Source organism: Desulfitobacterium sp. LBE (genome assembly GCF_007830365.1).
GTDB lineage: Bacteria > Bacillota > Desulfitobacteriia > Desulfitobacteriales > Desulfitobacteriaceae > Desulfitobacterium > Desulfitobacterium hafniense.
The window spans coordinates 1,272,327-1,296,651 of the sequence record NZ_VLKD01000001.1 but is presented as its reverse complement, the minus strand read 5'-3'; the positions used below and the strand labels follow the sequence as shown (position 1 = coordinate 1,296,651).

The window sequence follows — 24,325 nt, the reverse complement described above, 5'->3', positions numbered from 1 at the left end:
GGACTTCGCCTCATTTGTGAGCATGGGTTTAAGGCACTGCGAAGCCGGTTTTTCTTTAGGGCACTTTCAACGAAGTCAATCACTGGGGAATGACGATTTCCGCTTTTTCACCAATTTTTAAGGGGATTTCGGGAGTCAGGTTAACTTTGATCTTCATGCTTTCTTTATTCTTATTGGCAGAGGTCTGCATGTCTTTGGGGGTATACTGGGCCTTCACATCGATAAAGCTGACGGTTCCTTCATATTCCTTCTCTCCCCAGTGGATGACGACCGTTTGTCCGTGGCTTAGTTTCGGCAGAGATTCCTTGGGCACATAAGCCACCAGGTGTTTTTCTGTTTCGGAAGCGATATCGACAAGATTAAATCCGGGAGAGATCATATTTCCGGGCAGATAATTCCTGCTGATCACCGTTCCGTCCTGAAGAGCCCGCAGAGTATATTTGCTTAAATTATCTTTGGTCTGGCGGATTTGCACTTCCGTCAAAGCCAGATCAGCCTGAGCCGCGTCTATTTTTTCCTGGGGGGTGCCTTTCTGGATTAAGGCTAATTGCCGGCGGGCATTATCCAATTGGATGGCGGCCGTGGATACCGCAGCTTCGGCTAAATCTGCCTGGTATTTGATTTTATCCAGTTCGGACTGGGCCAGAGCGCCGGCTTCCTGCAGAACCTGAGCATCTTCATAATCCTTTTTGGTCCGCTCTTGGGTCAGCTGAGCATTTGCCGAGGCTATTTCCGCTAAAGCGACATTATTCTGTCGCTGCTTCACTTCCTCAGGGTCCGCTCCTGCCGTCAATTCAGCCAAAACCGCCTGTTTTCTGGCCAGGGCCTGCTCCAACTGCTCCAGAGCATACCGCTCATTGCTGTCATCCAGCACTGCCAGAATGTCACTGGCTTTGACTGACTGGCCAAGCTCCACATTCAGTTGACTGATTTTCCCGGACACTTCGCTGTAATGGGCGTAGATGCCCGTTTCCGCGATGCCGGTCAAGACCAGGCCCGATGGGGAAGAACAGCCGGATGCGGTTAAGATGAACCCGATCAGGCCTAGGAATAAGAAGCCGAAGCTTATGGGTCTTTTTTGCATAACCCAATTTCCTCCTCAGTTAGATTAAGTTTGCAGACATTAGCTGTCTTATAGGAAGGGCCGATGGAGTAGTCTCCAGGATTTTGCTTTCGCACTTGTTCTCAATAGCGGGTTGGAAACGTCCTGTTTCCAACCCGACTCCGCTGCGTGCTTTTCGCGAAGTTTTGTTTCCGCTCGCTTAAATTCGCTCCCTTTTGTAAAGCAAAATCCTTGGGCTGTTTTTCGGGCCCTGTAAGCGTAGCTTTACGCACAAAAGGGAACGGATTTAGCGAAGGGGCGGTCGGGTCAACGAGGCTTTCTTAACGTAGCGGAGCCATGGTTGACATGCAGAATGCAGCAAGGTTTGGCGCAGCTGTTAAGAAAGCGAGTTGACCAGCCCTGGAGCTACGGAGTGAGTGTTGTGCGTAAAGCTACACGATCCGGTCTGCTCCGGCTTCGCATCTTAGATCCTTCGGTATTTCTTCAGAAGCAGGGCATTCACCATCATAAACAGTACAGAGCAAGCCAGGATAATCCCTAAATCCCAGGCGATGGCAACAAAGCCGCCGCCTTTGATCATCACTTCGGTCAGAGCATGGGCTATATAATAGAGAGGCATAAAGTGACCAACGACCTCCATTCCGGCAGGCAGATCAAACAAACCGGAGAAGAAGATCTGAGGGACGATCAGCACGGGGATAAATTGCATCATCTGAAACTCATTATTGGCCAAGGTAGAAGCCAGGATCCCCAAAGTCAGGGCGATCATGGCGGTGAGCAGGGTAATGAGCAGGATCAAAGCAAAGGAACCGACCATCATGACCTTGAGCACATAGACACAGTACCAGGAGATCAGGAAGGATTGGAGAATCGTAAAGAGGCCAAAGCCCAGAACATAACCCACTACGATCTCCCAGCGCCGGACCGGAGTGGAAAGGAGTTTTTCCAAAGTCCCCGAAGTTCGCTCCTGCAAGAAGGAAATTCCCGATACCAAAAAAACAAAGAAGAAAATAATAAAACCGATTAAAGTGGCCCCAAAATTATCGAAGGTTGGCAAATCCTCCTGGCCGTACACATAATTAACCTCCGACTTAAGATCCGGTCTGGAAGACAGAGCGGAATTCTTGGCCTGCTCCAAAGCAGCCAGAGCGGCTTTAGCCTTGGTGGGATTGCTGCCGTCCACGTCGATGGCGGATTTTCCGCCGCTGATGTTGATGCTGGCAATGATCTCTCCTTGCTCCAGGGCCCGGCGGGCTTCACTCTCGCTGTAGCGCAAGCTTCTGACATTCAGTTCCTCAAGTTTATCCTCAAACCCCGCCGGGGCATTGATAACGGCTACCTTCACCAGAGGAACGGTGTCCCCCAGAATAAAATAAACCAGAGTGAGGAGAAAAACAGGGGCCGCCAGCATCAAAGCCAGAGTGCGCCGATCATGGCGCAGTTGATTTAAGATCCGGAAGGTTAAAGCTCTAACTCTCATCCTGTTGTCCTCCATAATAGATGAAAGCTTCTTCGATGTCGTTGACACCGATCCTATCCTGCAGCTCCCGGGAAGTGCCCTTAGCGATCAGGCGTCCATCCCGCATCATAGCCAGGCTGTGGCATTTATCCGCTTCATCCATGACATGGGTTGTGACCAGGATCGTAATCCCTTGCCTGGCCAATGTGTTTAATTCCGCCCAGATCGTTCTCCTTAAAAGTGGGTCGATCCCTACCGTAGGTTCATCCAAAACCAGCACCGGCGGGTTGTGCATAACAGCCATAGCCAGGGAAAGCCGCCGTTTCATTCCGCCGGAAAAAGCCTGAACCGGTTTGTGGAGGTGTTCGGTAAGATTGACCAGCTCCATGACTTCCGCCGTCCGTTTTTTGATCTCTCCCTTGCCCATGCCATAAATGGCCCCAAAAAACTGCAGATTTTCCGCTGCGGTTAAGGTACCATAGAGAGCATCGGACTGAGCCATATACCCTACCTTGTTCATTAAGCTCAGCCGGGGCATCCTTTCACCGAGGACATAGGCTTCGCCGGAAGTAGCTTCCAGTATCCCTGCAATTATTTTCACGATGGTGGTTTTGCCGCAGCCGGAAGGGCCCAGCAAGCCGTAGATATGGCCATAGGGAATTTCCAGGTCAATCTCTTTGAGGACATGCTTTTTGCCAAAGAATTTATTGACCTTACGCAAAACAATGCAATGCGGTTGCTCCATTGCTGTCCTCCTGAATTCATCTTAGTTATTGGACAGTGAGTTGATTATTTTCCTGATTCGATTATAATCAAATCAAAATGAGTCTTCAATAAACAAAATCAAGCATAATGACGGTTAGTGAACACTGGGCTTTAATATGTTCATTTATTAATTTAAGTAAGGACATTTTTAAGTAAGAATATTTTGTGTAGGGGATAGTTTAAGTAAGAGATATTTCAGGAAAGGGGAGATCAGGCTATGAATTCGACGGAAGACCGGCGCATTATCCGTACTAAAGAAGCAATTCGTGCCGCCTTAGTGACTCTAATCGAGGCAAAGGGTTTTGCCGCACTATCGGTTAAGGATATTACCACAAAAGCGAATATTAATCGGGGGACGTTTTACCTCCATTATAAGGATAAATTTGATCTGCTGGATCAGACTCTGGAAGAAGTGATCAAGGATATCGAAGGGATCATCCTGAAAATTACCGCACTTTCCACAGCGGATTTTGCCGATACCCGCATACCCACTGCTATAATTGTCAGGCTGTTCCAGTATGTCGACGACAATGCCGCCTTAATGCAAGCCATTATGGCGACCAAAGGAAATTATGCTTTGCAATCTAAAATGAAAAAATTAATGTGGAGCAATATCTTCGAAAAGAATTGCATCTCCTTAGTCAAAAGAGAAAAAATGCTGGTACCCGGTGAGTACCTGGCCTCCTATATAGCATCCGCCCATTTTGGCGTGATTCAGGAATGGCTGGACAGAGGAAGGCAGGAATCACCGGAGGAGATGGCCCGGATTCTGGTCAATATCACATTTCACGGCCCCCTCTTTGCAGCTGGAATTTTCTCTTAATAGTAAAACAAACGGCGGACCGGACTGTTGAACCGGCCGCCGTTTGTTAATGGTCTGCTTAATTATGGTCTGCTTGATTATAGAAGGCTAAAACGAGGCTAAAACGTAATCACTTTGGGAGCCTCTGTAAAAGAGGAGAAGGTAGCCGTGGCATCTTGCAGATAAAAGACGATGGTATTGTCATCATCGGCTTTATACCTTCCCTGCAGGGATGGGTAAGCATCCAGCATATGCTGCTTGGCTTCCAGGCGGTCATCCTCAACAGCGACCGCTGCCACACGAATCCATTTGCCGCCCTCCTGCACGCCGCAGATTTCGATCTTAGGGCTGGCTTTTAATTGTTTGTACACATCCTTGACCTTGCCGGTTTGAATATAGAGCTTGTCTTCGAAAATAGCGACGGTGCCGAAAGGGCGGACCCGGGGCTGATCCCCATCTTGAGTGGCCAGGTAATAGGTTCCGCACTGTTTCAAAAATTCATAGACTTCCTGCATGGCTGCATCCTCCGTTTCTTAGGGATTGACGGATAATCCCCTGATCATTATTATTGAATCATGATGGGATAGTTAGTTCAAGTACGATTATTTAGTATAGTAAGTATCTAATAGGATACTAAGGAGGACTTATGGAAAAAGATTTATATGGAATATGCCCTTATGTGACGGCGCAAAAATTGCTTACAGGGAAATGGACCCTGCTGATCATGTACCAATTGAGCCTTAAGAAGATGCGTTTTAATGAACTGCAAAGGGCCCTCCCCAGTCTAACCCAGGCTACCCTGACCAAACAGCTGCGGATGATGAGTGACAACGGTCTGATAATCCGCACTGTTTATGATCAAATACCGCCTAAGGTCGAGTATTCTCTCAGCGAGCTGGGGGAGCGGTTTCAGCCGGTTTTAAATGCCATTCAGGAGTGGGGAACAGAATATATCGATTTTTTGAAAGGCAAATCAAGTTAAAACTTCATATTTTAAAACGAGGTAGTTTAGCTTTATTCAAGAAAAATTTAATGAATTCCTAAGAATTCTTTAGCGTATTTTTAAGAACTAGGACCTATAATGCAGTTAGCAGGGTTACAGTGAAGCTTGATCAAGCATATTTTTTGGAAAAGCGTTTTTTACAGTTTGCGTACCTCTGCATAGAAAGAAAGTCTATGACTAAGTGAAAAGGAAGTTAAAAGAGATGCAAACTATCATTAAAAACCTCAAGCCTCTTAGTTACATGTTGTCCATTCCTATTTTGAATATTTTTTATGCTTTGCTCAATAATGCTGATCGCGGAGCTTATAGCCTGGTGACTGATTTAGATCAAACGATTCCTTTTTTAAAAGGGTTTATTGTGCCTTATATCATTTGGTATTTTTTCATTTTCGGAACCCTGGTTTATTTTTGCCTCAAGGATAAAAAGGTTTACTACCGGACCTTGTTGGCTTTTAATCTTGGCTTGCTGGCCTGTTACGGGATCTATTTTGTTTTCCAAACCCATGTTCCCAGGCCGGAACTCGTTGGCCATGATGTTCTGACGAAGCTGGTCGCGCTGATTTATAGTAAGGACCAGCCTTATAACGCCTTTCCAAGTATTCATGTCCTATCAACCTTTTTAATGGTTAAAGGGATCAATAAGTGCCAAAGTAAAAACTATCTGAATACGTCTCTGGTCTATGTAAATGCGGTTCTGATCATTTTATCGACTCTCTTTGTCAAACAGCATGTCATGTTAGATGTCTTGGCAGCGATAGTATTGGGCAGTCTGCTTTTCGATCTGGTTTATAATGCTAATTGGGAGGAATTGCGGCTAAGTCTGAAGAAACCTTCTTTAGTAAGGAAGCCCTCTTTGATAAGGAGCCACTCTTTGGTAAGGAACCAATCTTTAGTGTTGATGGTGAAAAAGAAATCAGAAGTCTGAGGCCTTTGAAAATACAAAAATCCCCGCCGTTAGCGGGCGTGCTTGTAATTCCATCCGGATACGCTATAATGGGTATAGGTGGAAATTAAAGGCTTGGCAGCACCTGTGTTGATTATGTGCGACTTGAGGAACAGAAGCTTGAGACAGAATGAAGCAGGCGCATGTGTAGGATAAAAACCTTGCATGCGCTTTTTGACATTAGGAAGGTGAATTGATGGGACATATTACAAGTAAAGATGCCTATAAGAATTTAGAAGAGAGAATCAACTGGTTTACACAAGGGGCTCCGCCCTCGGAAAGCCTGTATAAAATTTTGCAGGTTCTCTATACGGAAAGTGAAGCCAAATGGGTGGCCCTGTTGCCGGTTCGCCCCTTTACGGCCAAAAAAGCAGCGAAAATCTGGCAGATCAGCGAAGGAAAAGCAGAAGCCCTTTTAGAGAATCTTTGCCAGAAGGCGCTGCTTGTGGATTCATTTTATAACGGGGTCCGTCAATTTGTCATGCCACCGCCTATGGCAGGGTTTATTGAATTTGCCTTGATGCGGACAAGAGGCGACATTGATCAGAAATACTTAAGTGAATTGTATTATCAGTATATGAATGTGGAAGAAGATTTTGTCAAGGACTTGTTTTTCGCAACGGAGACCCGTCTGGGGCGGGTATACGTGCAAGAGCCGGTTTTGACCAATAATAACACCATTCATATTCTGGATTATGAAAGAGCCAGCCATATTATTGAGGAAGCAACTCATATCGGCCTGGGAACGTGTTATTGCCGGCATAAGATGTCCCATACAGGCCAATCCTGTGCCATCGATGCCCCCTGGGATGTTTGTCTGACCCTTGGCAATGTTGCCCGCTCTCTTGCCGAACATGGGCAGCATGCCAGATTGATTGATAAGCAAGAGGCCATGGATGTCTTAGAGCGCTCTTATGCAGCCAATCTGGTGCAAATGGGGGAAAATGTCCGCGAAGCCCCGGCCTTTATCTGCAATTGCTGCGGGTGTTGCTGTGAAGCTTTGCAGGCGGCAAGAAAATTCAGCCCCATGCAGCCGGTGGCCACCACAAATTATCTGCCGAAGATTGCTCGGGAATGCATAGGCTGCGGCAAATGTGAAAAGGTATGCCCGGTCCTGGCAATCTCCATGTCAACCAACGCCGAGGGTAAGAAGGTAGCTCAGGTGGATCATGAGGTCTGCCTTGGTTGTGGGATATGTGTGCGCAGCTGCCCCAAAAAGGTTATTGAATTAGTGCGCAGAGAGGTTCAGGTCATCACGCCGGTCAACAGTACCCACCGCTTTGTCCTGCAGGCCATCGAAAAAGGAACCCTTCAAAATCTCATCTTTGATAACCAGGCATTTGCCAATCATCGGGCCATGGCGGCAGTACTTGGCGTTATTCTTAAATTACCGCCTTTAAAGCAGATGCTGGCCAGTAAACAGTTTAAATCCATTTATTTGGATAAATTGCTGTCAAAGTGAAAGGCTGAAGGGCAAATAACGCAGGTCACTGCAGTAGATAGGGAGAGAAAAGATGAACACCAATTTATTTCATTCATTGGCAGGTAAAGATATCTGCTTTAAAGCACTGAGCATAAATGACACTCAGGAGATCCATAATTATGCGGGAGATGAGGAGGTTGCGCGTTTTATCGGCTGGAATTTAATGCATACCTTGGCTGAAACCCGTGAGCACATTGCAACCATGATCAAACGGGAGGAGGCAGGCACTCATCTCTATGCCTCTATTGTCCTAAAATCAACCCAGGTAGTGATTGGGACGGCGATGATGTTTAACTTTAACGCCAAAGCGAACCATGCTGAAATAGGTTATGTCCTGCATAAAGAATATTGGGGCAAAGGTTATGGCACAGAGAGCGTTGCCCTCATGACTGATTTTGCCTTGACAACACTTAAGCTTCACAAACTCCAGGCCGGTGTAGTGGATGCCAATATTGGTTCTGCCCGGATCCTGGAAAAGAACGGATATGAGCTGGAGGGACGACTAAGAGACCACTATTTTATTGATGGTGAATACTATGATGCCTTGCTTTTTGGAAAGATTTTGAACTTCTACCCGCTGCTCTAAATCGGCAATCAGGATGAAGCAGCAGCAGATTTCTTTTTGAATGGCTTCAGCACTGATATGCATATCATAAAGCTCATGATTAAAATTTGTGCCGTCATAAACAGCAAAACGACGCTGCCATCGGTAAATCCGCCCGTAAAACCGTTGGATTTTACCTTTTCCAGAATTAAAAATATCTGACCGATTGAACCGATTCCGGTACAAGCCACCAATAACGGAACGGCTACCCATTTCAAAGCCACCCATTTATGTTTGAAAAATCCCCAATTCGTAAAAATGCCGTATACAAGACCTTGAACAATGGTCAATAAAGAAGCCGGCATAATGACTTTTAAATAGAGCTCCGGTATTAGCGGGGCGACGGTCAAAAATGCCCGCTCATCCAAATGAAAAAAACCAAACCAGGCAAGCCCGCTTAAACAGACAACCCCGCCCAACCAAATTGCTGCGGTGATGATATGGAAGATCTTGAGATATTTCATAGCCGTGTTATTTTTAATCTTCATGGTTATAGCCCTCTTGTAAATTATCCTTTAATTCGGCAAGCAAAGATTTCAACCATTCAATTTCTAATTGATAATACCCTTTGATCAGTCTATGGTTGGCTTTTTTCCCTATTCTTTTGTCATCCTCGTCGCTAAGCGCGGGAAGAGTGTTCATTAACTCCATCCTTGCTTTTAACCTTTTTGTCAATTGTTCAATCGCTTCCTGGGGTGGTAAAACGTAAATAAAGCTGATATAAATGCTTATTTTAAACTCAACATACTCACTTGATGCCAATCCCTCATGAAGCATTGCTTTCAACGCTTTTTCCCCGGTATCAGTAAGCATATACATTTTTCTCTCCGGGAAATTGCCGTCTTTTTCGACAGTGGTTTTCGCCCAACCCTTTTCTTCGATTCGGGTTAACGCCTGATACATTGAAGCACGGGTCAATTTTGACCATATACGCATGTGGCGTTCCGTAACCACCTTGTCTATTTCGTGGCCATATTTGCACCCTTGATACAACAACCCAAGCACCATACATTCAACCGGCGACATAATGATCCCTCCAACACTGCATATTAGTATGTATCATACTAATATGCAGTGTACTTATATTGAATTAAAAAGTCAATAGCCTGGTAAGAAGTTCTTCTGTACAAAAAAACTATCCCTGGCACACCAGACTAAAGGGTGTCCCCACCGGTGCTGAAAAAGATTAGGCGTTTGAAGAGGAATTATCCACCGGCTTGTTTAATAGCTATAGTAAGGAAAGCCTAAATACAGGGAGGGCAGATTTATATGTTGACAAAGCGTCAGAATTTATGGGAAACCTTAAAAGGCGGAAGTCCGGACCGGTTTGTCAAGCAGTATGAGTTCATGAATCTCATCATGGAAGCCAGCGTAACGATGGCTGAATTTCCGGCCCCGGGGCAGACCTCCAAAGCAGCCTGGGGAATAACCTGGATGTGGCCGGAAGGGCAAATCGGACCCTTTCCAGTACATGATGAGGAGCACAAGGTTTTAAAAGATATCACGGAGTGGAGAAAGTACGTCCAAGCGCCCGTGATCCCCACCGATGATGAAACCTGGGCCCCGGCTATCGCCCATGCCCAGGCTGTCGACCGCAATGAGGAATTTGTGACGATGATGGCTGCGCCGGGAGTGTTTGAAATGACTCATCACCTGATGAGTATGGAAGACGCGTTAATGGCCTTATATGAAGAACCGGAAGCCATGCACGAACTGATCGACTACCTTACCGAATTCGAATTAGCTTATGCCAAAATCGTTATCGAAAAAATCCATCCGGATGCTCTTTTCCATCATGACGACTGGGGCAGCCAGATCAATTCTTTCCTTTCTCCGGAAATGTTCAAAAAGTTTTTCCTCCCCGCCTATAAAAAAATCTATGGCTTCTATAAAGCCAATGGTGTGGAATTGATTGTCCACCACAGCGATTCCTATGCCGCTAATCTGGTTCCCTTTATGATTGAAATGGGAGTCGATATTTGGCAAGGCGTCATGACCACCAACAACACCCCTGAACTGATCGAGAAATATGGGGAGAAGATTACTTTCATGGGAGATATCGACAGTGGTTATCTTGATCTTCCGGACTGGAAGCCTGAGCGATGCGCAGAGGCAGTGGAGAGAGCTTGCCGGAGATGCGGCAAGAACTATTTTATTCCCTGTCTGACCATGGGCGGGCCGGATAGTATTTATCCCGGCGTCTATGCCCAGGTTAATCAGGAAATTGACAGAATGAGCCGGGAAATGTTCTAATCCCGCTGAACAAGGGATGCTATGAAAAATCGCCGCCTGCCGTGAGCAGGAGGCGAAGGAGACTTAAAAGAGACCACTCAACAATAATATTGAGATGGTCTCTAACTTATACATTAATTATTTCATTCAGTAAATGAACGGCTTGCTCTTTGCAAACACCTCTGACTTGGATGAATTCACTGGTCAGGATTTGGAGGGCATTATCCAACATTGCTTTATCTTCCGCGCTTAACTTCTTAACTTTGCTTTTCCGCATCAAATCACGGATTATTTCGGTGCCTTTGTAAATATCCCCTGTTTTTATCTTGGATTTATTCATATCCCGGCGATATCTCTGATTGTTATCACTTAAGGGATCGGTCGTTCCATTATATAAGTCGTTGAGTACATGTTGTAAGACATCAGGCGTTACGACTTCTCGTATTCCTACATCATTGGTTCTTTCAATGGGAATCATTATCTTCAGTCTAATGTGAGGGATATTCAAGAAATAGTAAAGCTGTTTTTTCCCTAAGACTTCCTTCTCTTTGATGGCTTCTATTATGCCTGCCCCATACAAAGGATAAAAAATTTTATCGCCAATTTGAAACAATGACCCCACCTCCTATGTGATCGTTAAACCTTTATGAGCATAACATATATATCAATTAAATACAAACTTTTTATTTTATCATATGTAAAATAATTATGTCAATAACAATAAGATGGGAGTTTTGAGGCATGTTGATTGGGGGGCCTAAGACCCTCACGTTCTTGTTCCCACCGTATTGCCTGGACGGGTGCGCCGAGGCAGTGGAGAGAGCTTGTCGGAGATGGGGCAGGAACTATTTTATTCCGGCGTCTATGTCCAGGTCAATCAGGAAATTGACAGAATGAGCCGGGAAATGTTCTAATCCCGCTGAACAAGGGATGCTATAAAAAAATCGCCGCCTGCCGTGAGCAGGAAGCGATTTTATACTATGTCAAGGTAAGATTGGTACCGTCTTGAAAATAGCCGAATAAGGCGATGATCAACTCCTGACGGCTGGATACATTAAGCTTGGCATGAATATTAGCAATATGCCTATAGGTAGTGGAGAGGCTGATGAATAATTGATTGCTGATATTAATGGGACTGACTCCTTTGTATAGTAATTCAGCTATTTCATGTTCTCTCTTGGTAAGGAGACTTTTGCTGTCGGGATTTTTTGGATGAGAAGTGCCTCTTGTTACAGCAACAAATGAATTTCTAAGTAGGTTCTGAATATGAGGGTGGACGATACTGATGATGCCCAGCTCTTTAGTCTGGTATCCGGTGCCGCTGGTGCGGTCAAAGCAAAAAATACCTTTCCCGAAAGCGTCGCCGTAAAGCGTAAAACCCAGACTGTGTTTTATTCCCTGGGGTTTGATATAACGGGTGACAAATTCATCAATCGTATGATTATCCCAATCAGTCACAGAGCCGTGGATTTCCGGATTGGCATAGTTGCTGTTGCGAAAAATCGAGTAGCGATTGTTTTCTATCTTAGAATAATAGGAGAGATAATTTTCGCTCCATCTTTTTTCCACGCCATAGAGAAACTCATAACTTATTTGCCCATTTTTATTGATGATATAGATGCGGGCTTTATCATAGGGGAGCAGCATATGAAGTTTAGCCATCACCTGGGTGCAAAAGCCTTTCGGTTCCCAGGCCTTCTCTATATCCAGTAAAAAATCATGAATTTTCAGCCACTGCAATTGATCCAATTGAATCATGATCATTAATCCCCCTCGTATTAATGATGTCATCCATGTGCGGATCTTCAATCGTCAAAGGTAGGGTAACTGTCGCTAAGTGATGTGGATGATTTTGGCTATATGTTCCAATTATATCATAGGATTCAGGAGATTCAATTATCGTAGGGTCAAGCCAAAAAGATTAGGAAAAGTTACACAGTTCTGTGTATAGAAAATCAAGTTGATACGGCTGATAATATAACCAGATTCAGCTGAACCTTGGCGTTTACAAAAGGAACAGCATTACTGCTATGGGCATAACGACTATGGAATCAGGAGAGATTGGCGAAGAATTAAAAAAGGAAGTGTTGACGATGGCGAACAGATTGCATGGGAAAATCGCGATCATTACCGGGGCCGGAGCCGGCATGGGCAAGGCAACGGCGCTGGAATATCTTCGTGAAAACTGCAAAGTCCTGGCCATGGATAATAAAGGGGACCGTCTGGCTGCTTTGCAGAAGGAAGCTGAGGACATGGGCTTGGCGGCAAACCTGGTTGCCTTTACCGGCAATATCACCAGCAATGAAGACTGCGCGCAAGCTGTTGAGGCAGCTGTTAAAGCATTCGGCTCCCTTAACGTCCTGGCACACTTCGCCGGCTGTATGGACTATTTCGCCACAGCTGAAGAGGTGACAGACGAAGACTGGGACTCTGTTATGGCTATCAATTTGACCGGTTCCATGAAGATTTCCCGTGCTTGCCTGAGGTATTTCCTCCCTAATGAAATCAGGGCAAGTATGATCCTGGTCACCTCCAACGGCGCCGTAGAAGGCTGCACAGCCGGTGTTGCCTACATAGCCTCCAAGGGCGGTTCCGAGTCCCTGGCCCAGTGCATGGCCTTTGAATATGGCCGTAACGGCATCCGGGTTAACACCATTCAGCCCGGTCCCTTTATGACCGCCATCAGTGCCGATCCTGCCTGGAGTGCCAAGGCTATGGCCAATAAAGGCGCCGCAATCCATCGTGGTAGTGGCTACAACAAAAGCTCCCGGGATTGGATTCTGACCGGCGAATGGGTCACAGAAAGATATGTGGCCGCTGACCCTAAGCATATCGCAGGGGGCGCAGTATATCTGGCCAGTGATGAGTCGGCGTTTATGAATGCAGGCACATTGAGAATCGATGGCGGTATCTGCCTTGGTTAATTTAAACTACCCAAAAAAGCCGTTGACAGTTATCAATGGACTTTCCGAAAAGGAGGAGAAAGAGCAGAGATGCCGCCAATAGCAGTGAAGAACTACAAGGGCGTTGCAGTGGAGTGGGTTAAAAACGAAGCCTCCGCTGAAAACGAAGACATGGCGATGAGAGAGGCTATCCTTGACCAGGTCCTGGCAGCTAATGACATCCAGGTTCCCCAGAACCTGGTCGATCATGAAATCACCAGGATGGTTATGGAGCTGAAACATAAGAAGAAATACGGGAGCATGATGTTCGGCGGGTATTCTGACTTCATGGAGGGTGAGCTGGCCGATCCCAGGGAAAGGTTCAGGGAAGAAGCCTTCAAGCTGGTGAAGACCAGAATAGTGCTCGAAGGAATCATCGCAGCAGAGAACTTTGAAGTAAGCAAAGCAGAGCTGGAGGAAGAGGCGAAAGTCATAGCTGTCCGGCAGCAGCTGCCGGTGGGGATGGTGAAGGAGTTTCTCGGCGAGGACCTGGAGCTGCTGAGAGATGATGTGTTGGTGAGGAAGGCTATGGACTTGGTCTGTGCCAGCGCCGTAATCAAAGAAGAGACACTGCTGCCGCCTGTGTTCCAAAGGTGATCCCCGTAAAAATGGTTGACCTATCGTTGCTGCGATATGGGTAGACATTCTATTAATGGAGAGGAGAGGCAATCATGGCCGAAGAAAAAGATATTGAGATCAAAGCGGAGGATAAAAATGTTAAAGCGTCCAAGATGCAGAAAGGGCGCAAGTCCATCGCCTATCTGCAGAAACTCAAGGACGAGGGCACACCCATCGTTCAGATGTGCCCCGCCAACAGGGATCAGTACTTTACCATGGCCGCGGAGATGGCCGGCTGCGACATCTGCCGCCTGACCGTTCCCGCCGAAAACATGACCATGTCCATCGCCAACGCACCCTGGTGGATTCGCACCGTTCGTAACGCCGCGAAGCTCATCCACATCAACTTCGTGATGCAGACTCCGACCTTCGCCTCCAAGGAAAAAGCGTTGGAGTACGGCTCCCAGTACATGTACGAAGGCGCCGACTCCCTGCTTCCCATGGGCGTCAATAACGAAACCCTGAAGTATATGACGGATAACCATCTGGTGGTCTTCGGTCACGTGGGCGCCCTGTCCGGCTGGCAGACAAGCAGGCATGGCGGCTACAAACGTCTGGGCAAGACAGCCGAGGATGCCATGAAGGTCTTCCGCATGGCTTATGAGTATCAGGAAAACGGCATGATGGCCATGACCGTCGAGCTGACTCCCATTGAAGTCACCAACGCCATCGCCAGGAAACTGCGCGTACCAGTGATCTCCATTGCCGCAGGCGGCGCTGCCGACGGCTGCGAGATGGTCGACTTCGACATCTTTAACATGATGCCTCATCTGGCCTCTCATGCCAAGGTCTATGCTGACTTCTTTAAGTGGGCCGCCGGCGCCTACGGCGCTTGGGCCAACGATGTCCGTACCGGCGCCTATCCCGAGGATAAGCACGGCTTCCACATGGAAGAGCAGGAGCTGGATAGGTTCCTGAATATGATCGAGAAATACTGAGCCTCGCATAATTTGATATAAGGGGCTGTAGTCAAACAGCCTAAAAGCGGAGTGATAGACTCCTCTTGAGCGATGATACAACTGATTTTTCAGCAAGTTTTTAGAGAGAGATACCTTAACTTAAGTGTTTGTGGAAGAACGCGCTTTATCCTTGAAAATCATAGTAAATCATAGTACCATATAAGTTAGAATTAGCTAACTTATATGGTACTATGATTTGAACAGGGTAGTTGGGTGCAACGATAAAACATTAACATAGGCCATCATGCGGTGGTATTGTGCGCTGTCGGAGAATGATCCTATTATGGGAATATTAATGAACCTGCGGCTTCTACGAAAACTCGAATTTGTCCTTTGCGGGTATTTTTGGAACATATGAAAGCCAACCCATAGGTGTGCGAGGGAGGTTCTCTGCAAAATGCCAATGAACATTGACCAGCTCACGGATTATTATGCGCAGGCCAACTTCGTATATATAGGTGCTGGGGAGGACGCGATAAAACCGGGAGCAATTCTGAGAGACTCGGCTACAAATCCCAAATTTTGCGGCCTTGTTGTTCCATTAGCCGGAAGCGCTCGTGTTACTCTTAATAATACGCCTTATCTGCTGAAGCCGGGTGAGATTTTTCATGCAACTCCGGGAACAAGATTTGACCGAGAGGTTGTTGGCAAGGAAACTTGGCGTTGTGCCCGTTTATATTTTAGTCTCCCTGAAAAGGAAGTACTCAGCCTGCCATTTTTTCATAGGCATTTTAATGTCCCGACAGGAATCAGTCTGAGGATTACGGATATGGCGCAACAGCTCCTGACGAGCAATTTGGCATCGGGCAGCACAGCGGTTTTACGGAGAAAGTCCTTATTTCACAATCTTATTGAAGAAATTGCCCTGTCGGCCCAAAAACAATACAGATGTGATAAAGGCGGACTGGTTGAGGATGCTGTTGCCTTTATGCACGAAAACTATGCGCGACAGTTTACCATCGCACAACTGGCGGCGCAATACGACATGGACGGCAAACAATTTTCCGAGCTGTTCCACAGGCATGTTGGCAGAACGCCCTTGCGCTATTTAAATGGGCTCCGCATTGAGCGTTCCAAAGAGCTGCTCCAGATCGATGGCTGCACGGTTATCCAGGCAGCAGAAGATGTGGGCTATACAGACCCTTATTATTTCAGCAAGTCATTTAAAAAAATTACCGGCATGTGGCCTACGGAATTTCAGGCCATGCCGAAAAACTTCCATCCTCAAACGGAAAAATGACCATTCATCTGTCCATAATGTTTTGCTATACTGACATCGTGCGCCGGGGATAAACTTCGGTTATATTTTTGGTTCAGAGTTAGCCGATGCAAACTAGATGGAGGAATGGAAAATGAAAAAACTGATGAGACTGATTGTTTCTCTGGCATTAATAACGGGATTGCTGATGGGCTGCGCCACAGCGCCTGCGGGAAATAACGGTGCAGGCACGCCGGAACCAAAGGGCGGCGCGGAGGAAGCCCCGTGGCCGAGGACGGTGGAGGACGATTTGGGGCACAAAGTTACCTTGGAGAAAAAGCCGGAACGAGTGGTGCTGATGTACTTCGGTGACATTGAAGCAGCTATCGTTCTAGGAACCGCACCTGTCGCAGTGCCGGATGCAGATATGGCGATGAACGGGCTTGCAACACTGAAACAATACGCCTCACAAATCGAAATTATTGACTTAGGAAGTCGGAGGACACCCAGCATGGAGAGAATATTGGAAGTGTCGCCTGATTTAATTATCGGCAGGAACACCTCCGCTAACGCCTATGATGAACTTAACAAGATTGCACCTACTCTTTTATTTGAAATTAACGACTACAAAGACTGCCTCCGCAGCTACGGAAAATGCTTAGGCGCGGAGAAAGAGGCGGAGCAATACATTGCCGAGATCGATGCCTTAATGACCGAAGCGAGAGAAAAGCTGAAGACATATGAAGATAAAACCTTTGTTATCCTTTGGGACTTAGGCAAAAATACATTTGGTGCCTTTGGCAAAACAGCGACGGGTCAGCAGGCTTACTTTGATAAAGAGATTGGATTTGGTCTGACCCCGCCGGAGGGATATCCTGAAGAATATGGACAAATATCCCTTGAAACCTTGGCGGATTTCGATCCGGATTATATTTTTATTATCGGCCAGCTTGGCCCCAAAGAAAGCGGGTATCAACAAATCTACTTACAGGAAGAAACAACGAAATCGGCGATTTGGCAATCCTTGAAAGCCGTCAAAGCAGAAAATGTGTATTTTGCCAATTCCGCAGGCTTGAACTATAGCACGCCGCTGGGCGTCAAGATGGCGATCGAGACAATGCTGGACAGTGTGGTGAAAGAATAGATTATGGGCTCAACACGCTTACTGGAACGAATTAAGTAAGCCGATACAAGCTTTTGGAAACCGGACGCGGCCTGCTGTGGCAGCCTGCGTCTGGTTTCTTATTGTGCATGCTTAAACGGTGGATTGGTCTTGATTTTCTTTCCCAATGTTGCATAGAGCTGAAGGCTGTTTTATGATTTACATAAGGTTTATTGGTTCGAACGATTAAACAAGATTTAAGAAGGTGTCACTATGGATAAACAGGAGCAGCTCAAGCTGATCAAAGAGGATTTCCTGGAGTGTCAAAAAATCATATTGGCTATTGGCGATGAAAACCGTCAGGCAATCTTAATGGTTTTAATGGAAACTACCTGCAAGACGGGCCTTCGTGTCGGTGAAATTACAGAGCAGGTTCATCTTTCCCGCCCTGCTGTCTCACACCACCTGAAAATTTTACGGGATGCGGGTATCATACTCATGCGGGAAGAAGGGGCGAAGAATTTTTACTATATCAATATGTCCAGTAAATTTGCATTGCTTAAGAATCTTGTCTTGCATATTGAAGATTTAATGCAAGAATTCTATTCAGGAAATGATGAATAATGATGAATAATTGGGAGGTAATTTTATGAGGAGTACCCTGGAAAATAGAATTTCCCGGAGAAAATTTGCCAAAGAGCCCATTACAGATCAGGAAAAAGCAAAAATCATGGCGCTTATTAATGAATTCAATGAAGCATCCGGCTTAGCAATGACATTCTTGGCGGACGGAAGCCATGCCTTTCGGAAATTAAGCAAGAGCTATGGTTTATTTACGAATGTGCGTTCACTTATAGTGATGAAGGGGAAAAAAGAACTCACAGATTTGAAGGAAAAACTGGGTTATTATGGAGAAGAGTTAGTTCTTGCCATCACTGATTTAGGTTTGGGAACCTGCTGGGTCGGCGGCACCTTCGATAAGGACGAGCTCATGGCTGATGACAGCGAGGAATTGGTCTGTGTTGTTTTAGTAGGGAGAGTGGAAGCTCCCTCACTAAAAGAAAAAATGATGCGGTCAGCTACCCATAGAAAAGTAAAGGCCATGGCAGAACGAATCATAAGCGATCAACCATTGCCTCAATGGATAGAAAACGGAATGAAAGCCGTACTGCTTGCCCCAAGTGCTAAAAACAGCCGAAAGGTAATGTTTAAGTATGAGAACAACAGCTTAAGCGCTGGAATTGCCGATGACTATGCCATGGATCTGGTTGATTTAGGGATTGCCAAGAAACACTTCGAGATCGGAGCAGGAGGAAAATTTGAATTTGGCAACGGTGGTGTTTTCCACTTAAGTTAGTATAATGAAGATAGATTCAAATTGATTGACACTAAAATCAAAAATAGTATGGGTCGGAGGTACGCTATGAGGTTGTTGATCCATGATCTTGCTCAGGAAGAGCTGGATAAAATCAGGCCTGGGCTGGGCGAGGATACCAAAATCATCACCAATAACGGGAAAATCCGGCACTGTATCGGCTGCTTTGGCTGCTGGGTCAAAACACCGGGGGCCTGCGTAATCCGGGACGAGTATGGTGACATGGGAGCTGATCTGGGGCACAGCAGTGAACTGATCATTGTCAGCCAATGCTTCTACGGCGGATACAGCCCTTTTGTCAAAAATGTCTTGGATCGGAGCATCTCCTATATTCATCCCTATTTTCTGATTAGAAACGGGGAGATGCACCACAGGCCCCGTTATGAACAGCCCCTGGATTTGAGTGTTTGGTTTTATGGCGAGATCACGGAAAAAGAACAATGGACTGCGGAGAAATTAGTCCGGGCCAATGCGATCAATCTGAATTGTCAAAGGGTCAAGGTTTCTTTTCTCCGGGAATTGGCCGAACTGGAGGGGCAGCTGTAATGAAAATAGCCTTGATCAACGGGAGTCCCAAGGTTAAAAACAGTGCTTCGGAAGCTGCATTGCAGGCACTGCGGACGTTTATAAACGACAGTGAGATCACAGAATATGATTTCCGCAAGCCCCAGCTGAGCCTTGAAGATATGGAGCAGCTGGAAGAGCAGGATGTTTGGGTTTTGGCCTTTCCTCTATATGTGGACGGAGTCCCTTCTCATCTGCTGAGCTGTTTGGCTCAGCTGGAGAATCACTTTAAAGCCAGGCCGGCCCCAAAGGTCACGGTCTATTGTCTGGTAAACTGCGGTTTTTATGAGGGAGAGCAGTGCAGGCTGGCTCTGGAAATGGTGGAGAACTGGTGCATGAAATCAGGCTTGCAATGGGGGCAGGGGCTGGGAATCGGAGCGGGAGGAATGCTTCCGGCGCTAAAGAATGTCCCGGCAGGGAGCGGGCCGAAGAAGAGTCTGGGCAAGGCTTTGCAGACCCTGGCCGCGAACATTGCCCACCGTACCGGTGGGGATACTATCTTTATTACGGCCAACTTTCCCAGGTTTGCCTATAAATTCGCAGCCGAAGCGGGCTGGCGGAAACTGGTTAAGGCCAATGGGCTGAAGACGGAGGATTTGTTTCGGCGGAAGTAGGTATATTCAGGTTTTAGTAGTGAAGATGGATAAGTGCATGGGCAGAGTTGAAATTCGACACTGGTGACGAATTTCAGCTAAAGAGCCTGGGCACGATGCAAAACTTGATTTAAGGGTATAAAGCTGATAAACTATTTCTTAACATATAAATAGTGATGAAAAGCAATGACAGAGAAGAGTAAATAGTTAGGAAGTCTCAGAGAGCTGATGGTTGGTGAGAATCAGTGCGGAATAACTATGGAATGGCCTCTTGAGCAGCAACCCGAACTATCAGTAGGAGTTGACGTGATAATCCACACGTTACAAAGGTGCCGTATGATTCAGTACGGAAAGAGTGTTTAATATGTGGCAATATATTAAACAAATATGGGTGGTACCACGGTCCAATCGTCCCTGAGGATGATTGGGCTTTTTATTTTTAGTTAATTATTGATGAGGAGTGACAGCAATGGCAGTAATTTTCTCAGGCGTACAGCCTAGTGGAACAATCACCTTAGGGAATTTTCTTGGTGCAATGAAAAACTTTACAAGTTATCAAAATGAGCATGAGTGCTACTTCTGTATTGTCAATCAACATGCAATCACTGTGCCCCAAGAACCCGAACAGCTCCGGAAAAACATCAGAAATTTAGCCGCATTGTATCTGGCAATCGGCTTGGACCCTGATAAAGTAACTTTATTTATTCAATCCGAAGTAGCTGAACATGCCAAATTGGGATGGATCATGACCACCTTAGCCACGATTGGCGAGCTTGAACGGATGACTCAATATAAAGATAAAGCACAACGGCACGGCAATGGCGACTCCATCCCCGCCGGTTTGCTTACCTATCCGCCCTTAATGGCTGCGGATATCCTGCTTTACCAAACGGATTATGTGCCGGTTGGGGATGATCAGAGGCAGCATATTGAAATAACCAGAGATTTAGCCCAACGCTTTAACAGCCGTTATGGGGAAACATTTAAACTTCCTGCTATTCATACCGGGGAAGTGGGCGCAAGAATTATGTCCCTCCAGGAACCAAAGAAGAAGATGAGTAAATCTGATATCAATTCCCTGGCCACGCCTTATTTGCTTGACGAACCGGAAACAATCCTCAAAAAGATTAAACGAGCTCAAACCGATTCGGAAAACAAAATTTACTATGATCGAGAGGGTAAGGCCGGCATATCGAATCTGATGGCTATCTATTCTTTAATCACTGATAAGTCCACAGATGAAATCGAACAATTATATGAGGGCAAGGGCTACGGTCAATTTAAAAATGATCTTGCCGAAGCCATTATTGAAACCACACGTCCCATTCAGGAAAGGTATCATGAATTTATTCATAGTGACTGCCTCGATCAAATATTAACTGCCGGTGCAGCTAAAGCTGCCCAAAAAGCAGCAGCAACGCTGAATAAAGTTGAGTATCTGATGGGGTTATCGAGGAATTGCTGAGTTGGTATAAAGGGCTATATTTTCCAAGGTTGAAAACATAGCCCTTACTAGTCTAACTATCCACTGGCCGTCGGCATATTCTGCATTAGACGAATTGACGAAAGGCGCAGATGGAGTGAATGATTTAGTGACCGAACGGGAGCCGCTGGTGATCGCGGCTGAAATCAATATGATTACCCACCAGACCAAAAAAATCCTGCTTCTTCGAGCTGACGACAGCCCTGACCTATCTTGATGCGAAGCTGAAGGAAGAAAAAAGAAAAGAGGCCCAGAAGCTGCTTGAGACCATAGCTGAGACGTTTAAGGAGTGGCCGCCCGCTAAAAAGCCTCTTAAAATTATTCATTGATTGCGGAGCCTTTCGGTCCTCACGGCGCACGGCATTCAGACAAAACCTGCTCCGCAATATCCAGAAAGCCCGGTGCTACTTTTTGAGCAAATACAAAAAAGAGGATATACCTGAGGAAGACTGGAAACAAGGCGAGGCAAGTTCTGGAATCTCGAAGAACTGGAAGTCAGCATCAGCATGTGGGGGGTAAGAACAGATAGAGTGCACAGCCAAAGAATGGTGCGGATTTCCTCCGCACCATTCTTTGGCTGTGCTCGTTGAGTCAGCGAGCTTCTATATCAAAACGCCCTGCTTACTGAAACACCTACAAATGCAACAACTTAATCAACTCGTCGCGTTTGGACACTCCGCATTTCATATAAATGCGTTTGATATGAGTTTTTACAGTGCCAATCGATATAAAAAATTTATCAGCAATAAACGGCGCGCTGTAACCTTGAGCGAGCAATAATAAAACTTCGGCTTCGCGAGGCGATAGTTTATATTTCACAGTAATGTTTTCTATTGATATAGGTTTTTCTTTAACTGATTCTATGTCTGCTTCGGAAGGTTCAATTCTTTGCATACGCAAAAACATATTGTAAGAAACACTAAACAAAAAAAATACCAATAATGCCTGACCTATTTGGTTTGCCAGAGTGTCACCAACAAAAGGCCAAGATATAAATATAATAATCTCAACTTTCGCAGCGCGAAAATCTGTTCAAACTCAGTCTACTACTGGATTAGGCTAAAAATATTTTGTTCATTGACAGAAAAACACCTTTCGAATTGGTAAAATGGAAGTGACCAAACAACCATAATTTCCAAAACAGAAAGGTGCGTATCTCCATGTTACAACACAACTCTCTGCCTGAACAGCATCAAAATCAGCTTTCTTTAATTTTTTCTTCCCTTAAGCTTAGTCAGCTGCTTCGAGCCGCTGGGATCCGCAAGTCCTATGGGGTTTCAAGCTTCGTTGTCTTCCAAATCATTTTCCAACTCGTTTTTCAAGGTCGAAATCTGTTTCGGCTGTTAGAAGGAAGCCGGGCAGAATCTCTTCCAGGTAAAGATGTTGTTTATCGGTTTCTCAATGACTCTCGGTATAACTGGAGGCGTTTTTACCAGTTACTCAGCCTCAAGATGGTCGGACGCTTTGAAAAGCTCACCTCTGCGCAGCGTATCCGTGTTTTTATCGTAGATGATTCTGTAATGGAGCGCGAACGAAGCAAGAAAGTTGAACTCTTAGCCCGAGTGTTTGACCATGTTTCGGGCCGCTTTGTTCGCGGTTACACCTTACTAACCTTGGGCTGGTCTGACGGGTTCAGCTTCGCACCCCTTGATTTTACATTGATGAGTTCTGCAAAAGCTAAAAATCGTCTTTGTGAAATGAGAGAGGACTTAGACAAACGCTCCGTAGGCTATAAGCGTCGCCTGGAAGCGATGAGCCCTAAACCGGACACCGTGGTTCAAATGCTTGAACGAGCTCTCAAAGCCGGATTCTCAGCGGATTACGTCCTAATGGATAGTTGGTTTACCCATGCTCCACTTTTGCAAAAGCTAAGGGATAAGGAGCTTCACGTTATTGGAATGGTTAAAGAACTTAAGCAGCGTTATCTCTTTGAAGGAAAATCACTCAGTTTACGAGAGCTCTACGCGAGAGTCCCAAAGAACCCGAAAGCAGAAATACTGGGTTCAGTGCGTGTTCATACCCCTTCAGGCTTAGCTTTAAAAGTTGTTTTCGTCCAGAATCGAAACAACCGAAGAGAGTGGTTAGCGATCTTAACCACCGATCTTTCCTTAGAAACTACTGAAGTCGTAAGAATTTACGGGATGCGTTGGAGTATCGAAACGTTTTTCAAAATGGCCAAATCGCATTTGAAGCTAGGAACTGAATTTCAGGGCCGATCCTTCGATATGATGGTTAGTCACACAACCATAGTCTTTACCCGTTACCTCATCCTGGAGTGGGAACGAAGAGAAAACAATGATGAACGCTCTCTTGGGGGACTCTTTTATCTTTTTGCTGATGAGGTTATGGATTTAGACTTGAAAACAGCACTACGTCAGTTAATGACGTTTGTTCTTAATCTACTACCCAATAAACCAGAGAATAACGAATCACTCAGTCAATTACAAAAGTGGATTGCTGCATTACCCAGTTATATCAAGGCTCTATTCCCTCAACTGGGGTGCGAAAGTTGAGTAATAATAAAATAACATATATAGATTAATATTATGATAGCAATTGTGACAATCTGTGATATGCCGGCATAGGTTTCGTTTTTGATACCTAAAAACGCCAGAACAAGTATTGTTAAGGTGGAAAATCCAAGGATTACATTTGCAGCAAATAATGAAGTGTCATCTTGCCAGCTAAAGAAAAACCTTGATACAACCAGTAGTGTTGCACAAAATGATGGCAAGATTAGTTCACATTTAATCAACAGTTTTTTTTTATGTGCTAACAATAAATATCCAAAAATAATCGCCGCGGCAGCAATGCCAACCCAAACGCCTATATAACCCCATTTGCCGGGGGCAACCATTATGTATTGGTTAGTAAAAAATGCAGAAAAAATGCAAGCCCATATATACACCACGCAAAAAAGACCTACCAATGTAGACCAATTGCGTGTGTAAATTGCATAAATGTTAGATGTTCGTTTGCTTTGTACCATAGTCTAATTTTAAGACTTTTATACCAAAAAGGCAAGTCTCAACACACTTATTTTAGGCAAACACTATGAAATACCCCTATTGGTGGACACTTTCTGTGACAAATCTTACGATTAGCGGATAGTGTTTTGCCCAAGCATGCCGGATAAT

28 protein-coding genes, 1 pseudogene and 1 other annotated feature are annotated in these 24,325 nt (G+C 45.6%); of the genes and pseudogenes, 19 read left to right on the top strand and 10 right to left on the bottom strand.

The window, feature by feature from the left end:
- Positions 1-79 precede the first annotated feature (79 nt).
- The 3 genes from DESLBE_RS06315 to DESLBE_RS06300 form a co-directional block, all read right to left on the bottom strand.
- Positions 80-1,084: an HlyD family efflux transporter periplasmic adaptor subunit gene (locus DESLBE_RS06315; protein ID WP_144675779.1), complete on the bottom strand. Its 1,005-nt coding sequence runs from the start codon at positions 1,082-1,084 to the stop codon at positions 80-82.
- 442 nt (positions 1,085-1,526) lie between these two features.
- The gene (locus tag DESLBE_RS06305; RefSeq protein ID WP_144675777.1) at positions 1,527-2,543 is read right to left on the bottom strand and encodes an ABC transporter permease; all 1,017 of its coding nucleotides are present in this window, start codon (positions 2,541-2,543) and stop codon (positions 1,527-1,529) included.
- Entirely contained in the window at positions 2,533-3,267 is a 735-nt protein-coding gene (locus DESLBE_RS06300; RefSeq protein WP_015943861.1) for an ABC transporter ATP-binding protein, read from the bottom strand. Before DESLBE_RS06300 ends, DESLBE_RS06305 begins: the two co-directional genes overlap by 11 nt.
- A 237-nt stretch (positions 3,268-3,504) precedes the next feature.
- On the opposite strand from DESLBE_RS06300, the gene DESLBE_RS06295 reads away from it, so the two are divergent.
- Positions 3,505-4,110 carry a TetR/AcrR family transcriptional regulator gene (locus DESLBE_RS06295; protein ID WP_015943862.1) on the top strand — a complete coding sequence of 202 codons (606 nt, stop codon included), beginning with the start codon at positions 3,505-3,507 and terminating at the stop codon, positions 4,108-4,110.
- A gap of 98 nt (positions 4,111-4,208) precedes the next feature.
- Here DESLBE_RS06295 and DESLBE_RS06290 read toward each other — a convergent pair whose 3' ends face one another.
- Positions 4,209-4,604 (bottom strand): pyridoxamine 5'-phosphate oxidase family protein, encoded by a 396-nt coding sequence (locus DESLBE_RS06290; protein WP_015943863.1) that lies wholly within the window; start codon positions 4,602-4,604, stop codon positions 4,209-4,211.
- A 131-nt stretch (positions 4,605-4,735) separates the two neighbouring features.
- On the opposite strand from DESLBE_RS06290, the gene DESLBE_RS06285 reads away from it, so the two are divergent.
- The 4 genes from DESLBE_RS06285 (at position 4,736) to DESLBE_RS06270 (ending at position 8,104) form a co-directional block, all read left to right on the top strand.
- The gene (locus tag DESLBE_RS06285) at positions 4,736-5,071 is read left to right on the top strand and encodes a helix-turn-helix domain-containing protein (protein ID WP_005814177.1); all 336 of its coding nucleotides are present in this window, start codon (positions 4,736-4,738) and stop codon (positions 5,069-5,071) included.
- Positions 5,072-5,294: 223 nt separating this feature from the next.
- Positions 5,295-6,017, top strand: a complete 723-nt coding sequence (locus DESLBE_RS06280) for a phosphatase PAP2 family protein (protein ID WP_172625392.1) — start codon at positions 5,295-5,297, stop codon at positions 6,015-6,017.
- Between the two features lie 214 nt (positions 6,018-6,231).
- Positions 6,232-7,497: a 4Fe-4S dicluster domain-containing protein gene (locus DESLBE_RS06275; RefSeq protein WP_144675772.1), complete on the top strand. Its 1,266-nt coding sequence runs from the start codon at positions 6,232-6,234 to the stop codon at positions 7,495-7,497.
- A 52-nt stretch (positions 7,498-7,549) separates the two neighbouring features.
- Positions 7,550-8,104 (top strand): GNAT family protein, encoded by a 555-nt coding sequence (locus DESLBE_RS06270; RefSeq protein ID WP_144675770.1) that lies wholly within the window; start codon positions 7,550-7,552, stop codon positions 8,102-8,104.
- Between the two features lie 8 nt (positions 8,105-8,112).
- On the opposite strand, the gene DESLBE_RS06265 is transcribed toward DESLBE_RS06270, so the two are convergent.
- Positions 8,113-8,610 carry a hypothetical protein gene (locus DESLBE_RS06265; protein ID WP_144675768.1) on the bottom strand — a complete coding sequence of 166 codons (498 nt, stop codon included), beginning with the start codon at positions 8,608-8,610 and terminating at the stop codon, positions 8,113-8,115.
- Positions 8,600-9,148 (bottom strand): PadR family transcriptional regulator, encoded by a 549-nt coding sequence (locus tag DESLBE_RS06260; RefSeq protein WP_144675766.1) that lies wholly within the window; start codon positions 9,146-9,148, stop codon positions 8,600-8,602. The genes DESLBE_RS06265 and DESLBE_RS06260 overlap by 11 nt, the downstream gene beginning before the upstream one ends.
- 243 nt (positions 9,149-9,391) lie before the next feature.
- On the opposite strand from DESLBE_RS06260, the gene DESLBE_RS06255 reads away from it, so the two are divergent.
- Positions 9,392-10,375 carry a uroporphyrinogen decarboxylase family protein gene (locus DESLBE_RS06255; RefSeq protein WP_144675764.1) on the top strand — a complete coding sequence of 328 codons (984 nt, stop codon included), beginning with the start codon at positions 9,392-9,394 and terminating at the stop codon, positions 10,373-10,375.
- Positions 10,376-10,481: 106 nt separating this feature from the next.
- Here DESLBE_RS06255 and DESLBE_RS06250 read toward each other — a convergent pair whose 3' ends face one another.
- Together DESLBE_RS06250 and DESLBE_RS06240 are read right to left on the bottom strand one after the other, a co-directional pair.
- Positions 10,482-10,967: a CarD family transcriptional regulator gene (locus tag DESLBE_RS06250; RefSeq protein WP_144675762.1), complete on the bottom strand. Its 486-nt coding sequence runs from the start codon at positions 10,965-10,967 to the stop codon at positions 10,482-10,484.
- A gap of 365 nt (positions 10,968-11,332) precedes the next feature.
- On the bottom strand, positions 11,333-12,112 hold the full coding sequence (locus tag DESLBE_RS06240) for a helix-turn-helix transcriptional regulator (RefSeq protein WP_172625391.1): 780 nt from the start codon (positions 12,110-12,112) through the stop codon (positions 11,333-11,335).
- A 335-nt stretch (positions 12,113-12,447) separates the two neighbouring features.
- Here DESLBE_RS06240 and DESLBE_RS06235 point away from each other — a divergent pair, with 335 nt between their 5' ends.
- From DESLBE_RS06235 to DESLBE_RS26930, 12 genes and pseudogenes are all read left to right on the top strand, one after another.
- The gene (locus DESLBE_RS06235) at positions 12,448-13,278 is read left to right on the top strand and encodes an SDR family NAD(P)-dependent oxidoreductase (RefSeq protein WP_172625390.1); all 831 of its coding nucleotides are present in this window, start codon (positions 12,448-12,450) and stop codon (positions 13,276-13,278) included.
- A 69-nt stretch (positions 13,279-13,347) separates the two neighbouring features.
- Positions 13,348-13,893: a hypothetical protein gene (locus DESLBE_RS06230; protein WP_144675756.1), complete on the top strand. Its 546-nt coding sequence runs from the start codon at positions 13,348-13,350 to the stop codon at positions 13,891-13,893.
- 74 nt (positions 13,894-13,967) lie between these two features.
- Positions 13,968-14,852, top strand: coding sequence for a 3-methyl-2-oxobutanoate hydroxymethyltransferase (locus tag DESLBE_RS06225; RefSeq protein WP_144675754.1), 885 nt, complete (start codon positions 13,968-13,970; stop codon positions 14,850-14,852).
- Positions 14,853-15,276: 424 nt separating this feature from the next.
- Positions 15,277-16,113, top strand: coding sequence for an AraC family transcriptional regulator (locus DESLBE_RS06220; RefSeq protein ID WP_172625389.1), 837 nt, complete (start codon positions 15,277-15,279; stop codon positions 16,111-16,113).
- A 112-nt stretch (positions 16,114-16,225) separates the two neighbouring features.
- Entirely contained in the window at positions 16,226-17,215 is a 990-nt protein-coding gene (locus DESLBE_RS06215; protein WP_172625388.1) for an ABC transporter substrate-binding protein, read from the top strand.
- A 231-nt stretch (positions 17,216-17,446) separates the two neighbouring features.
- Complete coding sequence (locus tag DESLBE_RS06210) at positions 17,447-17,797, top strand: metalloregulator ArsR/SmtB family transcription factor (protein WP_144675748.1); 351 nt, start codon at positions 17,447-17,449, stop codon at positions 17,795-17,797.
- Positions 17,798-17,822: 25 nt separating this feature from the next.
- The gene (locus DESLBE_RS06205) at positions 17,823-18,530 is read left to right on the top strand and encodes a nitroreductase family protein (RefSeq protein WP_144675746.1); all 708 of its coding nucleotides are present in this window, start codon (positions 17,823-17,825) and stop codon (positions 18,528-18,530) included.
- Between the two features lie 66 nt (positions 18,531-18,596).
- Positions 18,597-19,094: an NAD(P)H-dependent oxidoreductase gene (locus DESLBE_RS06200; protein ID WP_144675744.1), complete on the top strand. Its 498-nt coding sequence runs from the start codon at positions 18,597-18,599 to the stop codon at positions 19,092-19,094.
- Positions 19,094-19,726 carry an NAD(P)H-dependent oxidoreductase gene (locus DESLBE_RS06195; protein ID WP_144675742.1) on the top strand — a complete coding sequence of 211 codons (633 nt, stop codon included), beginning with the start codon at positions 19,094-19,096 and terminating at the stop codon, positions 19,724-19,726. Before DESLBE_RS06200 ends, DESLBE_RS06195 begins: the two co-directional genes overlap by 1 nt.
- Before the next feature lie 156 nt (positions 19,727-19,882).
- Positions 19,883-20,124 (top strand) — a binding site (T-box leader).
- Between the two features lie 50 nt (positions 20,125-20,174).
- The gene (trpS, locus tag DESLBE_RS06190) at positions 20,175-21,170 is read left to right on the top strand and encodes a tryptophan--tRNA ligase (RefSeq protein ID WP_144675740.1); all 996 of its coding nucleotides are present in this window, start codon (positions 20,175-20,177) and stop codon (positions 21,168-21,170) included.
- Positions 21,171-21,285: 115 nt separating this feature from the next.
- Positions 21,286-21,405: a DUF3102 domain-containing protein gene (locus DESLBE_RS06185; protein WP_243131246.1), complete on the top strand. Its 120-nt coding sequence runs from the start codon at positions 21,286-21,288 to the stop codon at positions 21,403-21,405.
- Positions 21,371-21,517, top strand: a pseudogene (locus DESLBE_RS26930) (preprotein translocase SecA); the annotation flags it as partial. The gene DESLBE_RS06185 and the pseudogene DESLBE_RS26930, both read left to right, overlap by 35 nt.
- 304 nt (positions 21,518-21,821) lie before the next feature.
- Here the strand turns inward: DESLBE_RS26930 and DESLBE_RS26800 are convergent.
- Positions 21,822-22,082: a helix-turn-helix transcriptional regulator gene (locus DESLBE_RS26800; protein ID WP_243131245.1), complete on the bottom strand. Its 261-nt coding sequence runs from the start codon at positions 22,080-22,082 to the stop codon at positions 21,822-21,824.
- A 266-nt stretch (positions 22,083-22,348) separates the two neighbouring features.
- Here DESLBE_RS26800 and DESLBE_RS06170 point away from each other — a divergent pair, with 266 nt between their 5' ends.
- Positions 22,349-23,701, top strand: coding sequence for an IS4-like element ISDha5 family transposase (locus DESLBE_RS06170; RefSeq protein WP_005808317.1), 1,353 nt, complete (start codon positions 22,349-22,351; stop codon positions 23,699-23,701).
- On the opposite strand, the gene DESLBE_RS06165 is transcribed toward DESLBE_RS06170, so the two are convergent.
- The gene (locus DESLBE_RS06165) at positions 23,680-24,099 is read right to left on the bottom strand and encodes a hypothetical protein (protein ID WP_243131244.1); all 420 of its coding nucleotides are present in this window, start codon (positions 24,097-24,099) and stop codon (positions 23,680-23,682) included. The genes DESLBE_RS06170 and DESLBE_RS06165 overlap by 22 nt on opposite strands.
- Positions 24,100-24,325 lie beyond the last annotated feature (226 nt).

Excerpts from the sequence above, each read along its gene's own strand:
- DESLBE_RS06315 (WP_144675779.1), bottom strand. The coding sequence starts at position 1,084 with ATGCAAAAAAGACCCATAAGCTTCGGCTTCTTATTCCTAGGCCTGATC.
- DESLBE_RS06305 (WP_144675777.1), bottom strand. The coding sequence starts at position 2,543 with ATGAGAGTTAGAGCTTTAACCTTCCGGATCTTAAATCAACTGCGCCAT.
- DESLBE_RS06300 (WP_015943861.1), bottom strand. The coding sequence starts at position 3,267 with ATGGAGCAACCGCATTGCATTGTTTTGCGTAAGGTCAATAAATTCTTT.
- DESLBE_RS06295 (WP_015943862.1), top strand. The coding sequence starts at position 3,505 with ATGAATTCGACGGAAGACCGGCGCATTATCCGTACTAAAGAAGCAATT.
- DESLBE_RS06290 (WP_015943863.1), bottom strand. The coding sequence starts at position 4,604 with ATGCAGGAAGTCTATGAATTTTTGAAACAGTGCGGAACCTATTACCTG.
- DESLBE_RS06285 (WP_005814177.1), top strand. The coding sequence starts at position 4,736 with ATGGAAAAAGATTTATATGGAATATGCCCTTATGTGACGGCGCAAAAA.
- DESLBE_RS06280 (WP_172625392.1), top strand. The coding sequence starts at position 5,295 with ATGCAAACTATCATTAAAAACCTCAAGCCTCTTAGTTACATGTTGTCC.
- DESLBE_RS06275 (WP_144675772.1), top strand. The coding sequence starts at position 6,232 with ATGGGACATATTACAAGTAAAGATGCCTATAAGAATTTAGAAGAGAGA.
- DESLBE_RS06270 (WP_144675770.1), top strand. The coding sequence starts at position 7,550 with ATGAACACCAATTTATTTCATTCATTGGCAGGTAAAGATATCTGCTTT.
- DESLBE_RS06265 (WP_144675768.1), bottom strand. The coding sequence starts at position 8,610 with ATGAAGATTAAAAATAACACGGCTATGAAATATCTCAAGATCTTCCAT.
- DESLBE_RS06260 (WP_144675766.1), bottom strand. The coding sequence starts at position 9,148 with ATGTCGCCGGTTGAATGTATGGTGCTTGGGTTGTTGTATCAAGGGTGC.
- DESLBE_RS06255 (WP_144675764.1), top strand. The coding sequence starts at position 9,392 with ATGTTGACAAAGCGTCAGAATTTATGGGAAACCTTAAAAGGCGGAAGT.
- DESLBE_RS06240 (WP_172625391.1), bottom strand. The coding sequence starts at position 12,112 with ATGATTCAATTGGATCAATTGCAGTGGCTGAAAATTCATGATTTTTTA.
- DESLBE_RS06235 (WP_172625390.1), top strand. The coding sequence starts at position 12,448 with ATGGCGAACAGATTGCATGGGAAAATCGCGATCATTACCGGGGCCGGA.
- DESLBE_RS06230 (WP_144675756.1), top strand. The coding sequence starts at position 13,348 with ATGCCGCCAATAGCAGTGAAGAACTACAAGGGCGTTGCAGTGGAGTGG.
- DESLBE_RS06225 (WP_144675754.1), top strand. The coding sequence starts at position 13,968 with ATGGCCGAAGAAAAAGATATTGAGATCAAAGCGGAGGATAAAAATGTT.
- DESLBE_RS06220 (WP_172625389.1), top strand. The coding sequence starts at position 15,277 with ATGAACATTGACCAGCTCACGGATTATTATGCGCAGGCCAACTTCGTA.
- DESLBE_RS06215 (WP_172625388.1), top strand. The coding sequence starts at position 16,226 with ATGAAAAAACTGATGAGACTGATTGTTTCTCTGGCATTAATAACGGGA.
- DESLBE_RS06210 (WP_144675748.1), top strand. The coding sequence starts at position 17,447 with ATGGATAAACAGGAGCAGCTCAAGCTGATCAAAGAGGATTTCCTGGAG.
- DESLBE_RS06205 (WP_144675746.1), top strand. The coding sequence starts at position 17,823 with ATGAGGAGTACCCTGGAAAATAGAATTTCCCGGAGAAAATTTGCCAAA.
- DESLBE_RS06200 (WP_144675744.1), top strand. The coding sequence starts at position 18,597 with ATGAGGTTGTTGATCCATGATCTTGCTCAGGAAGAGCTGGATAAAATC.
- DESLBE_RS06195 (WP_144675742.1), top strand. The coding sequence starts at position 19,094 with ATGAAAATAGCCTTGATCAACGGGAGTCCCAAGGTTAAAAACAGTGCT.
- trpS (WP_144675740.1), top strand. The coding sequence starts at position 20,175 with ATGGCAGTAATTTTCTCAGGCGTACAGCCTAGTGGAACAATCACCTTA.
- DESLBE_RS26800 (WP_243131245.1), bottom strand. The coding sequence starts at position 22,082 with ATGCAAAGAATTGAACCTTCCGAAGCAGACATAGAATCAGTTAAAGAA.
- DESLBE_RS06170 (WP_005808317.1), top strand. The coding sequence starts at position 22,349 with ATGTTACAACACAACTCTCTGCCTGAACAGCATCAAAATCAGCTTTCT.